This window comes from Enterobacter sp. EC_50 (genome assembly GCF_019584525.1).
Lineage (GTDB): Bacteria > Pseudomonadota > Gammaproteobacteria > Enterobacterales > Enterobacteriaceae > Enterobacter > Enterobacter roggenkampii.
Genome location: NZ_VDAF01000006.1, coordinates 139,379 through 151,657, shown reverse-complemented (window position 1 = coordinate 151,657; position 12,279 = coordinate 139,379). Strand labels below are relative to the sequence as shown.

Below are 12,279 nucleotides of genomic sequence, written 5' to 3'. Positions count from 1 at the left end.
TCAGGTTGTGCGATTAATCGCGTTTTACACCGCCGCGCAGCAGGCCGGACGCGCCGTCTGAATAGTCGCGAGGCATCTGAACAGGCGCCTGGTCGTTACCGGCTTCAGAGTCTGCCAGACGGTTGCGGAACGGATTGGTTTCCGCCGTCATTTCCGGCAGCAGGCTGCTGGAGCTTTTTGCCATATGCTGATACAGCTGACGATAGTCGGTCGCCATGTTGTCCAGCAGCTCGGCGCTACGGGCAAAATGGCTGACCAGCTCTTCACGATACTCTTCCAGCTCGGCTTTGTTCTTTTCCAGTTCGTACTGCAGTGACTGCTGCTGACGCAATTTGCGATTACCGAAACGCATGGCCACAGCACCGATGACGATGCCGACGACTAAACCGATTAGCGCATATTCCCAGGTCATGAACTTCTCCCGTTGTCTTGTTGTTCCGTAGGGTGTTGGCTCGGCTCCTGCCTGTGCCTGATAATGCCACTATAACCGCTATTTCCGTAGAAGTGGAATCCTGACGTATCATCGCGTAGTGTAGAACGGCCTTTTTTTCATCAGTCACGTCTGCTGGTGAGCGTTAATTGAAGGAATAACAATAAGATTATGCAAAACCTGTCCCCTGCATCGCGATATCAACTGGCCCTAAACGAGGGCACTCATCAGCCGGATGACGTACAGCGTGAGGCGGTAAGTCGTCTGGAGATGATTTATCAGGAACTCACGGCCAAACCCGCTGAAACCGAACAGAATGGCGGGCTAAAGGCGGCATTTGGACGGTTGCTTGGAAAAAAAACGCCACAGGCCCACGCGCCGGTGCGCGGTCTATATATGTGGGGCGGGGTCGGTCGCGGAAAAACCTGGCTGATGGACATGTTCTACCAGAGCCTGCCGGGGGCGCGTAAACAGCGTCTGCACTTCCACCGCTTTATGCTGCGTGTGCATGAAGAGCTGACTGCGCTGCAGGGTAAAAGCGATCCGCTGGAGATTGTGGCCGACAGGTTCAAGGCGGAAACGGACGTGCTCTGCTTCGATGAATTTTTTGTGTCTGACATCACCGATGCCATGCTGTTAGGTGGCCTGATGAAAGCGCTTTTTGCCCGCGGGATCACGCTGGTGGCCACGTCGAATATTCCGCCGGATGAGCTTTACCACAACGGCCTGCAGCGGGCACGCTTCCTGCCTGCCATCGACGCCATTAAGCAGCATTGTGACATTATGAACGTTGATGCCGGTGTCGATTATCGCCTGCGCACCTTAACCCAGGCGCACCTGTGGCTCTCGCCGTTAAATGCAGAGACCACCCGCGAGATGGATAAACTCTGGCTGGCGCTGGCGGGGGCAAAACGCGAGCACGCCCCGGAACTCGAGATTAACCATCGCCCGCTGCCAACGCTCGGCGTTGAAAACCAAACGCTGGCGGTCTCCTTTACGACGCTGTGCGTTGATGCCCGCAGCCAGCACGACTACATTGCGCTTTCACGTCTGTTCCACACCGTGATGGTGCTGGATGTGCCGGTGATGACGCGACTGATGGAGAGCGAGGCGCGGCGCTTCATCGCGATGGTGGACGAGTTTTACGAGCGCCACGTTAAGCTGGTGATTAGCGCCGAGGTTCCTTTATATGAGATCTACCAGGGGGAGCGGCTAAAGTTTGAGTTCCAGCGCTGCCTGTCTCGCCTGCAGGAGATGCAGAGCGAGGAATACCTGAAGCTGGAGCATATGCCATAAACGCCACCCTCTCCCTGTGAAGGGGGACTTGTAGGCCGGGTGAGGCGCAGCCGCCATCCGGCATTTTCCACCGCCTCGAAAAACCCAATTTGAATCACATTTAAGGGTCGATCTTTGACCTCAACTTCTCTATAATCTTGCGACCCCACGTTACGAGAAGGTTTTTTTCCCGAAACTTTCTATGTGTCGGCATGTGCTATTCGAAGGGGTAGGTTTGCCGGACTTTGTCGTGTGAACCTCAACTGACTAAACGTTTGGGTGTTCACCAACGTGTAACTTATTATTTGGGTAAGCTTTTAATGAAAACTTTTACAGCTAAACCAGAAACCGTACAGCGCGACTGGTATGTTGTTGACGCGACCGGTAAAACTCTGGGCCGTCTGGCTACTGAACTGGCTCGTCGCCTGCGCGGTAAGCACAAAGCGGAATACACTCCGCACGTTGATACCGGTGATTACATCATCGTTCTGAACGCTGACAAAGTTGCTGTTACCGGCAACAAGCGTACTGACAAAATGTACTACCACCACACCGGCCACATCGGTGGTATCAAAGAAGCGACCTTTGAAGAGATGATTGCTCGCCGTCCTGAGCGTGTGATTGAAATCGCGGTTAAAGGCATGCTGCCAAAAGGCCCGCTGGGTCGTGCTATGTTCCGTAAACTGAAAGTTTACGCAGGCAACGAGCACAACCACGCGGCACAGCAACCGCAAGTTCTTGACATCTAATCGGGATTATAGGCAATGGCTGAAAATCAATACTACGGCACTGGTCGCCGCAAAAGTTCCGCAGCTCGCGTTTTCATCAAACCGGGCAGTGGTAAAATCGTAATCAACCAGCGTTCTCTGGAACAGTACTTCGGTCGCGAAACTGCCCGCATGGTAGTTCGCCAGCCGCTGGAACTGGTTGATATGGTAGAAAAACTGGATCTGTACATCACCGTTAAAGGTGGTGGTATCTCCGGTCAGGCAGGTGCGATCCGTCACGGTATCACCCGCGCTCTGATGGAGTACGACGAATCCCTGCGTTCTGAACTGCGTAAAGCTGGCTTCGTTACTCGTGACGCGCGTCAGGTTGAACGTAAGAAAGTGGGTCTGCGTAAAGCACGTCGTCGTCCACAGTTCTCCAAACGTTAATCCATTCTGCTTACGCAGAACGATTGGCGAAAAACCCGCTTCGGCGGGTTTTTTTATGGATAATGCGCAGGTTATCCACAATATCCATGCATATATCTTCTCTTTTTCCACATTTCCAGAATCCCCTCACCACAAAGCCATCAAAATCTGGTAAACTATCATCCAATTTTCTGCCCAAATATCGGTGAATACTCGATTTTTGTTCGATTCTTGAACAATGTGTCTTCTCTGGGATGGGCGATACAACATCTGGCTGGCCCCTGTTGGGCTGGTAGCAGTAAAAATTCTGAATATACCTGGAGGTTTTCATGGCTGTCGCTGCCAACAAACGTTCGGTAATGACGCTGTTTTCTGGTCCTACTGACATTTATAGCCATCAGGTTCGTATCGTGCTGGCCGAGAAGGGTGTCAGTTTTGAGATCGAGCATGTGGAAAAGGATAACCCGCCTCAGGATCTGATCGATCTCAACCCGAGCCAAAGCGTACCGACGCTGGTGGATCGCGAGCTGACCCTGTGGGAATCCCGTATCATTATGGAATACCTGGATGAGCGTTTCCCGCATCCGCCGCTGATGCCTGTTTACCCTGTTGCGCGTGGTGAAAGCCGCCTGTACATGCAGCGTATCGAAAAAGACTGGTATTCGCTGATGAACGTGATCACCAGCGGATCCGCTGCGGAAGCCGACGCTGCGCGTAAGCAACTGCGTGAAGAGCTGCTGGCAATCGCCCCGGTGTTTGGTCAGAAACCGTTCTTCCTGAGCGATGAGTTCAGCCTCGTGGATTGCTACCTGGCACCGCTGCTGTGGCGTCTGCCAATCCTGGGCGTAGAGTTCAGCGGTCCTGGCGCGAAAGAGCTGAAGGGCTATATGACTCGCGTCTTTGAGCGCGACTCTTTCCTGGCATCTTTAACTGAACCGGAACGTGAAATGCGTCTCGGCCGAGGCTAATGACTGTGGAAATGTCACAACTTACCCCACGCCGTCCGTATCTGCTGCGCGCCTTCTATGAATGGCTGCTGGATAACCAGCTCACGCCGCACCTGGTTGTGGATGTGACGTTGCCGGGCGTGCTGGTTCCAATGGAATACGCACGTGACGGACAGATCGTACTGAACATCGCCCCGCGCGCGGTGGGCAACCTGGAGCTGGCGAACGATGAGGTGCGCTTCAACGCGCGTTTCGGCGGCGTACCGCGCCAGGTTTCCGTACCGCTGGCTGCTGTGCTGGCTATCTACGCGCGTGAAAACGGTGCGGGTACCATGTTCGAGCCGGAAGCGGCATATGATGAAGACGTTGCCAGCCTGAATGATGACAACGCATCTGATGAGCGTGAAAGCGACACGGTGATGTCAATTATCGATGGCGACAAACCCGATCATCAAGATGACAATGACCCTGATGACGATCCGCCTCCGCGCGGTGGTCGCCCGGCACTCCGTGTCGTCAAATAAGCTTCGTAAAGCATAATCTTTTTTCCGAACCTGCACTATTGTGCAGGTTTTTTATTTTCTGTATAAAATTCTTCTTTAAAAATCTTGTGTCTTTGCAAAAGAGCACGGTCTATTAATTGGCATAAGATTATCCTTGTGAAAAATAGGTATCCCCTAGTCTATTCATTTTATCTTCAATAACGTTTTACTTTAATTTGATTGTGTCCGATGTCACCCTATGAAAATATATATATGCATTAACAAAAACGGATTTTCTTTTAAGGACAAATTATGAACGTTACATTTAGAAAAGTATTTTCATCTGCTGCTATTTGTGCAGCCCTCGCTATGTCAAATGCACACGCTGCAAATGATGTGACATTGAAAGTTGTTGGTAATATTGTTCCTGGTTCCTGCGTACCATCACTGCCAAACGGTGGGGTGGTAGATTATGGCACAATGCCAGCTTCTACCATCAATCCAACCGGCACGGCAAATTCACTGGTTCAGTTGGGGGCTAAAAGTATCACTCTCACTATTACCTGTGACAGCGATACCAGCGTTGGGGTGACTTCTACGGATAACCGCCATGATACTCGCGTGGGTCTGGGCAGCACCGCTTATATCGAAAATGGATTTTACGGTAATGTTAACGCTACCGCTACAGGAAACTCATTTGGCTTGGGTAAAACGAGTGCGGGTGTGAGTATTGGCGATTACGTAATTGCAGCAGATCCCGTTAATATTACAGTTGATGGTGTTGCCGCTGATCTGATTGGAGCCACAACTACCGGTACGTCAAATTATACATGGGGTAAATCCACCTCGGGTGCTTTTGCACCAATTAACAGTGGCACAGGGCAGATCCGTGTCTTTACGGCTGCTGCTTCAGGAACCACTACACCAAAAGCTTTTAAAGTTATGAATATGCCGTTACGCATAACGACTGCGCTTCAGGACAACACGGTATTGGGTACAGGCGATACTATCACGCTTGATGGTAATGCCACGCTGAGCATTGTTTATCTCTGATATTCGCTTTTGCTCAATGCTGTAGAAAATAAAACGGGAAATGAAAATAATGGAATTTAAAAAAGCACTCTCGGCAGCAACCGTCGCCGTAGCCTTCGGTTTATCCGCTTTTGCCGCCCAGGCCGCTAACGATGTTACGCTGAAAGTTGTTGGTACGATTAACCCGGCTGCATGTACGCCGACCCTTCCTGATGGCGGCGTTGTCGATTATGGAACGGTACTGAACCAAAATATCGCGCCAACCGGTGCGACAAACAAGTTGGTACAATTGGGCCAGAAAAGCATCACGCTAAATATCAGTTGCGAAAGCAACATGAGCGTTGCTTTTACCTCCACCGATAACCGCCTGGACAGTCGCGTTAACCTCTCTTCAACCGCGTTTATCGCAGGTAGCGGTACGGATAACTCAGATTTCAGCAACACTTATGGTGCCTTTGGTCTGGGTAAAACCACCGCTGGCGTGAACATAGGTGCTTACACCGTCGCTATCAATACTGCAGCGGTGACAGCGGATGGCGCGAACGTTGACACACTGGTAACAGAGAGTATCGTTGAAGGTCAGCGAGTCTGGGAGAAAGTTGCGCCAGGCCTGGGCTACCTTTGCTCGCTTAATGGCTGCACGGGCTACCAAAAAGCGAATACCGTAGCAACAACCGGTACTACGGTGCCAAAAGCCTTCAAACAGCTTAGCGTACCGTTGCTGGTTACATCGGCAGTTCAGGATAACTCGGTATTAGGTACAACTGACGTTATTACGCTGGACGGTAACGCAACCATTAGTCTGGTATATCTGTAATAATTTAACGCTTAATTAACGTGGCAATGGCTTAGATTATTTAAAAGCTATTGTCACGCATTTTTTGCATGAAAATAGCTTTCTCTGCCGCAAGAATAATAAAAATAATGCCGGTATGATTTTTATTTATTTATGTGAGTGGAAAGTCATGAAGAAAATTCTATATCTTGCGTTGTTGGCAGTAGCGACAAAGTGTTTTGCTACCGGCATGGTTCCAGAAACATCGGTCTTATTAGTCGATGCACAAAAAGGCGAAGCCAGTATGAATGTTAAAAATACGGATTCGCAGCCTGCATTGCTCTATACAAACATTGTAGATTTACCTGATAGCGATAAATCAATTCGTTTAATCGTTTCTCAACCTGTAGTCCGTGTCGACGCAGGGGAAACACAGCGAATGCGTTTTCTGCTGCAAACCAGCAAACCTATAAAGTATGAAGAACTTAAACGCGTCACGTTTGAAGGTATTCCTCCAAAGGAGAAAGGAAAAGATAAAGTTGCGTTGACCATCGGCCAGGATCTTCCCGTAGTAATTCATCCTGCAGGCCTGCCTGAGGAGACACAGCCATGGAAATTTCTTACATGGAACAAAAAGGATGATGGCTTGGTTATCAACAATCCCAGCGATTACGTTGTTCGTATAACAGCATCCTTTAAAACATTACCCTCAGGAAAATCGGGTGTGCTGGATAAGACCTACATACTTCCTCACACCTCGATAAAAACAATATTACCAAATTTCTCTGATAATAAAGTTGAATTCTATCCGGCAAGTCGTTACGGCTATAAAGGGGATCGCTTTACTACAGATTTGAAGTAAACCTCTATAAGGACAGCAAAGGATATGCAGCAAAAAACGTTACTCGCCTGTCTCATTGGCCTGGTCTGTTCTGGCCAGGCGGTGGCTCAGCAGATGGAGACTGCTGCCATCAATTTTGATCAGGACACACTTCGTTCACTGGGGATAAACCCGGATGTTTCAAATTATTTCTCTCACAAGACGAAGTATTTACCGGGTAGCGTTTCCGTCGCCCTGAAGGTGAATGGTGATAATAAAGGCAACGTTATTGCTCGTTTCGACAACAACGGCGATCTCTGTTTCGACAAACCTTTTATGGAGCAGGCAGGATTAAAAATACCCTCTGACTATGAGTCCGGCTGCTACGATTATGCTGGTCATAACCCGAGCGCTATTGTGGAGGCTTCGCCTGCGCAAGAGTCTTTAAATCTGGTTGTACCGGCGGATCAGGTAGCAAACAGCGAATCGGATATCGGGGCTTATACTTCTGGCGGCACTGCTGCACTGTTGAATTATTCTCTTCTCTCCTCACGCAATGAGTTTGGTGACGGGCACTCTGACTATTCACAGGCCATGCTGGACGGCGGGGTCAATTTCAACGACTGGATCTTACGTACACAGCAACTGCTGAGCCGGAGCGACGGAGAATTTGAAAGTAATAACTCATCGACCTATTTGCAGCATACCTTTGTCCCCCTGAAAAGTACCCTGCGGGCGGGCGAGGTCAATATCAATAACTCCCTACTTCAGGGAACGGGGATCTATGGTATAGAGCTTTCACCCGAGAGCGCCTTACAGCGGGGCGGAAGCGGAGTGAGCGTGTCCGGTATCGCCAATACGCCTCAGGCCCGTGTTGAAGTGCGTCAGCAAAATGTACTGGTGTACAGCACGCTAGTGCCGGTCGGGCCGTTTAATCTCACCGATGTGCCGGTACGTAACGGCGTCAGCGATCTGAACGTGACGGTAGTGGAAACCGATGGCAGCCAGCACAGCTATGTAGTACCTGCAGCGCTGTATAACCAGAGCGCAGGGACGCCTTCAGGATATCACTTCGCGTTGGGGCGAGTGAGCGATAGCTATAGTGAAACACCATGGGTAGCCAGCCTTTCTGGAGGCTGGAAACTTAGCGAACAAGTGAATGTCAACGCAGGCTCAATCGTTGGTGAAGGTTACCAGGCTGTCGCCACCAGCCTTGATACGGTGCCGTTACCGGCATGGCTTGTTTCACTCCAGGCGAACCAGTCCAACGATTCGAAAGATTCACTGGAAGGGCAGAAGTACACGCTATCGGCAACGTGGAGTTCTGACCCCGCGTTTGGCATGGGGGCTAACGCCTCAGTTACGCATAAATCGCAAGACTATCGCGAACTTTTTGAAGCGCTGGATGATGATTTCGACAGCGGTAATAAAAATGAATATTCCGCCGGGCTGACCTGGAGCGTGCCTTATTTAGGAACACTTAGCACCAGCTACTACCAAACGCAGGGTTATGATAAGTCTGATGATTCTCGTTTTATCTCTGCGGGTTGGAACAAGTCATTTAAGTACGCCACGATTTCTATGAACTGGCAACATCAGTTGAGTGCTGATGAGGAGAATGAGGATGATGGCGATTTGTTCTACGTCAACCTCAGTATTCCTTTTGGTGCAAGCAATAGCGTTAGCCTGTACAGCCGACATGACGACCATAAAACGCGCTATGGCGCCTCTGCGCTTGGCGTTGCAAGTGATACCACATCCTGGTCGCTGGGAGCAGAACACGATCAGGCTACGGATCGCGATAACATTAACGGTGGGATAACCAGCAACCTTCACTATACGCAGCTTGGCCTGAGCGCCAGTTCGGATAACGAAAATAGCCGCAGCTATTCAGGATCGCTACAGGGGGGCATCGCCGTTCATGGGCAAGGCGTTACGTTCTCGCCATGGGCGATCCGAGACACGTTTGCGATCGCTGCTCTGGATAAACCCGTCTCCGGTGTGAGGATCGACACTCCTCAGGGGCCGGTATGGACCGACTTCCGTGGTCAGGCAGTGGTACCGTCAGTGGGGGCCTGGCGCCCATCCCGTGTAGAAGTGGATACGGAAACATTGCCGAAAAATATGGATATCGGGAATGGAACGCGTGTCGTCACGCTTGGCAAAGGAGCGGTAGGGCATCTCGATTTTGCCGCGTTAACCCAGCGACGTGCATTGGTGAACGTTACCCTGGCAAACGGTAAAAAGCTGCCGAAAGGGATCGCCCTTGAGGATTCGCACGGAAATTATCTTACGACCTCAGTGGATGACGGCGTGGTATTTTTTAACGATGTTGAACCTGCTCAACAGGTGGTGGCAAAACTGGATAACGGCACCTGTGCATTTGGTCTGAAGCTTCCGAAAGAGGCAAATACCGATACATTCTATGAAACTGTCAATGAGGTGTGTAAATGAAGGCGCTTTTTTTAGCCGTGTGCGCAATGGCGTTTTCTCTGCATGCTATGGCTGACTGCCAGTTAGTATCAAGCCAGCAAAAACTCAGCTATGGCCGTATGAGTGCCGCAGAGCGCCAGGCGGAGGGGAACACATTGATTGAGATGCCGGAGAAACAGATTGTTCTCAACGTGATATGCGATGAACCGTCGCGTATTCGTCTCTTTCTGGGCAGTAACGTACCGAAAGGGCATGAATTTGGATTTGGCGATAACGGCGTCATGCGCGTTACTGCGGCGCAGGCAACGGTGGACGATCATACGGTCAATCTGGCTGCTATCCATGCCGGCGACCCGTGGGTTACCAACGGCGGCGTAAGAGAGATCGCGCCAGCGCTTAACGAAGGGATTGCGTTTATCAACGGTCAGGAGCTGCGGGGAAAAACGGCGTCTGTCACGCTTACCATCAAACCGCGCTTCAAAAGTAACGCCATTACGGACAGGGAAGTGTGGCGCGGAAATTTACGCGTAAGGATGGATGTACAATGAAAAAGCGTATAGCGCTATTACTCTGCGGAATGTCTGCCGCTTCAGCGGCATGGGCAACTGATACGGCCAATATTGATGTGGATGTCACCGTTGACGCTGCCGCCTGTACACCGGCGTTGAGCAATGGCGGTGTGGCAGATTTCGGCACACGCTATGCGGGGTCGCTCTCCTCCAACGCATTAACACAGCTAGGCACTCGCGACCTTATGCTCTCAGTGACGTGTGAATCCTCTACGGGAGTCGCGATTACCGCGCGCGATACCCGCGCCAGTTCCGTGGTCGTTGGCAAAGATAAATCCGGGCAAGAAGGGGTAAAATTCCAGATTAATAACGGCGCCTATGTGAGGGATACGACTCGCCTGTTTGGTTTAGGGTTGACCAGCGAGCAGAAACCGATTGGCAGTTACGGGGTGCAAATTAACGCCGCAGGCGTGACCGCAGCCGACGAAAGTGCCGCCGTTCAGGTGGAGATCGCTGGGGCCGCGACCAAAAATGGTCCATGGGCGCGCACGACGCTATTGCCTTTGCCGACCCAGCAGGACTATTTCTATACGTTTGTGCAAAAGGGAACAGATACCCCACAGCCGATTTCATCTGCGGTCATTCCGCTGCAGGTGAGTGTAGCTGTCGCAAATGGTCTGGGTAGTGGTCAGGAAATTAAACTGGACGGTGAGGCAGTGATTACGCTGGTCTATTTATAACCTTTTACTGATATCCTTTTCTGCGGTGCCACAGGGCGTATTCTGGCGTCCTTTGGTGCGGCTTAGCTCCCTCAGAAATCCTGTGTTGTGATGAACTGCTACCCTTTTGGTACCGGGCCACCACGATATCAGGAAAAAGTTATCTTTATGAATGTTATCATTTTTTCTCAGATTCCGGAGCAGGGAAAGGTAGCGTTGCACGCCCAGTATATTGACATCCAACTTCTGCTCGCCGCATAAAAAAGCCGGATGGTCATTCCATCCGGCTCGTTCATTACACTTCCAGGTAGTTCAGTATCCCGTCAGCCGCTTTGCGCCCTTCGGCAATCGCCGTCACCACCAGGTCGGAACCGCGAACGATATCGCCACCGGCGAAGATTTTCGGGTTGCTGGTCTGGAAGGCATTATCGCTGCCTTCTGGCGCAATAATACGGCCCTGCGAGTCCAGCTCAACGCTGTGCTTCGCCAGCCATTCCATGCTGTGAGGGCGGAAACCGAACGCCATCACCACGGCGTCAGCGGGGATCACGTGCTCGGAGCCTGCCACGATTTCCGCGCGACGACGGCCTTTCGCATCCGGTGCGCCCATCTCAGTGCGCGCCATCTTCACGCCGCTCACTTTACCGTTGGCATTCACTTCAATACCCAGAGGCTGGATGTTGAACTGGAATTCCACGCCCTCTTCACGCGCGTTTTTCACTTCGCGCTTAGAGCCCGGCATGTTCTCTTCGTCACGACGGTAGGCACAGATCACGTGCGCCGCATTCTGACGAATGGAGGTTCGCACGCAGTCCATCGCGGTATCACCGCCGCCCAGCACCACCACGCGTTTTCCTTCCATGCTGACGAACGGCTCATCAGCGGTTTCGCCGTAACCCATAATCTGCTTGGTGTTGGCAATCAGGAACGGCAGCGCGTCATAAACGCCCGGCGCGTCTTCGTTTTCCAGACCACCGCGCATGGACTGATAGGTACCCACGCCCAGGAACACGGCGTCGTAATCCTTCAGCAGATCGTCGAGCTGTACGTCGCGGCCCACTTCTGTGTTCAGTTTGAACTCAATGCCCATGCCGGTGAAGATTTCACGGCGACGGGTCATGACCTCTTTTTCCAGCTTGAAGGCCGGGATCCCGAAGGTCAGCAGGCCGCCAATCTCCGGATGGCGGTCAAAGACCACCGCCTTCACGCCGTTGCGGGTCAGCACGTCCGCACAGGCCAGGCCCGCCGGGCCCGCGCCGATGATCGCCACGCGCTTGTTGGTTTGCTTCACGCCGGTCATGTCCGGACGCCAGCCCATCTCAAACGCTTTATCGTTGATATAGCGCTCGATGTTGCCGATGGTCACCGCGCCAAACTCGTCGTTTAGCGTACAGGAACCTTCGCACAGACGATCCTGAGGACACACGCGGCCGCACACTTCCGGCAGGGTGTTTGTCTGGTGAGAGAGTTCGGCGGCTTCAAAAATACGTCCTTCGTTGGCCAGCTTCAGCCAGTTCGGGATGTAGTTGTGTACCGGACATTTCCATTCGCAGTAAGGGTTACCGCAGGACAGGCAGCGGTCTGCCTGTGCTTTGGCCTGGCCTTCTGAAAACGGCTCGTAGATTTCAACAAATTCAATTTTGCGGATCTTCAGCGGTTTCTTTGGCGGATCAACACGCTGCAGGTCGATAAACTGGTATACGTTCTGGCTCATCTGAATT

At 51.6% G+C, this 12,279-nt stretch carries 13 protein-coding genes; 11 read left to right on the top strand and 2 right to left on the bottom strand.

Translation table 11 applies throughout. The features are described from left to right. Positions 1-13: 13 nt before the first annotated feature. Complete coding sequence (gene zapG / locus FHC48_RS07305; protein WP_008502832.1) at positions 14-412, bottom strand: Z-ring associated protein ZapG; 399 nt, start codon at positions 410-412, stop codon at positions 14-16. Between the two features lie 189 nt (positions 413-601). Here zapG and zapE point away from each other — a divergent pair, with 189 nt between their 5' ends. The 11 genes from zapE to FHC48_RS07250 all read left to right on the top strand — a co-directional run bounded on the left by zapE (position 602) and on the right by FHC48_RS07250 (position 10,579). Continuing rightward, the gene (gene zapE, locus FHC48_RS07300) at positions 602-1,726 is read left to right on the top strand and encodes a cell division protein ZapE (protein WP_059363790.1); all 1,125 of its coding nucleotides are present in this window, start codon (positions 602-604) and stop codon (positions 1,724-1,726) included. Between the two features lie 299 nt (positions 1,727-2,025). Then, entirely contained in the window at positions 2,026-2,454 is a 429-nt protein-coding gene (gene rplM, locus FHC48_RS07295) for a 50S ribosomal protein L13 (protein WP_003860434.1), read from the top strand. A gap of 15 nt (positions 2,455-2,469) precedes the next feature. After that, complete coding sequence (rpsI, locus tag FHC48_RS07290; RefSeq protein WP_003860436.1) at positions 2,470-2,862, top strand: 30S ribosomal protein S9; 393 nt, start codon at positions 2,470-2,472, stop codon at positions 2,860-2,862. 308 nt (positions 2,863-3,170) lie between these two features. After that, positions 3,171-3,809, top strand: coding sequence for a stringent starvation protein SspA (gene sspA, locus FHC48_RS07285; protein ID WP_008502830.1), 639 nt, complete (start codon positions 3,171-3,173; stop codon positions 3,807-3,809). A gap of 5 nt (positions 3,810-3,814) precedes the next feature. Then, positions 3,815-4,312, top strand: coding sequence for a ClpXP protease specificity-enhancing factor (sspB, locus tag FHC48_RS07280; RefSeq protein WP_025912562.1), 498 nt, complete (start codon positions 3,815-3,817; stop codon positions 4,310-4,312). Positions 4,313-4,582: 270 nt separating this feature from the next. Continuing rightward, the gene (locus FHC48_RS07275) at positions 4,583-5,323 is read left to right on the top strand and encodes a DUF1120 domain-containing protein (RefSeq protein WP_072253873.1); all 741 of its coding nucleotides are present in this window, start codon (positions 4,583-4,585) and stop codon (positions 5,321-5,323) included. Positions 5,324-5,372: 49 nt separating this feature from the next. Next, entirely contained in the window at positions 5,373-6,119 is a 747-nt protein-coding gene (locus tag FHC48_RS07270; RefSeq protein WP_059363793.1) for a DUF1120 domain-containing protein, read from the top strand. A 148-nt stretch (positions 6,120-6,267) separates the two neighbouring features. Next, entirely contained in the window at positions 6,268-6,939 is a 672-nt protein-coding gene (locus tag FHC48_RS07265; protein ID WP_059363823.1) for a fimbria/pilus chaperone family protein, read from the top strand. A gap of 24 nt (positions 6,940-6,963) precedes the next feature. Beyond that, positions 6,964-9,351 carry a fimbrial biogenesis usher protein gene (locus FHC48_RS07260; RefSeq protein WP_059363795.1) on the top strand — a complete coding sequence of 796 codons (2,388 nt, stop codon included), beginning with the start codon at positions 6,964-6,966 and terminating at the stop codon, positions 9,349-9,351. Further along, a complete protein-coding gene (locus tag FHC48_RS07255) occupies positions 9,348-9,878 on the top strand; it encodes a hypothetical protein (protein ID WP_059363796.1) in 531 nt (176 codons plus the stop codon). The genes FHC48_RS07260 and FHC48_RS07255 overlap by 4 nt, the downstream gene beginning before the upstream one ends. Further along, positions 9,875-10,579 (top strand): DUF1120 domain-containing protein, encoded by a 705-nt coding sequence (locus FHC48_RS07250; RefSeq protein WP_119312246.1) that lies wholly within the window; start codon positions 9,875-9,877, stop codon positions 10,577-10,579. The genes FHC48_RS07255 and FHC48_RS07250 overlap by 4 nt, the downstream gene beginning before the upstream one ends. Before the next feature lie 274 nt (positions 10,580-10,853). Here FHC48_RS07250 and gltD read toward each other — a convergent pair whose 3' ends face one another. Then, positions 10,854-12,272 carry a glutamate synthase subunit GltD gene (gene gltD / locus FHC48_RS07245; protein WP_008502824.1) on the bottom strand — a complete coding sequence of 473 codons (1,419 nt, stop codon included), beginning with the start codon at positions 12,270-12,272 and terminating at the stop codon, positions 10,854-10,856. Positions 12,273-12,279 lie beyond the last annotated feature (7 nt).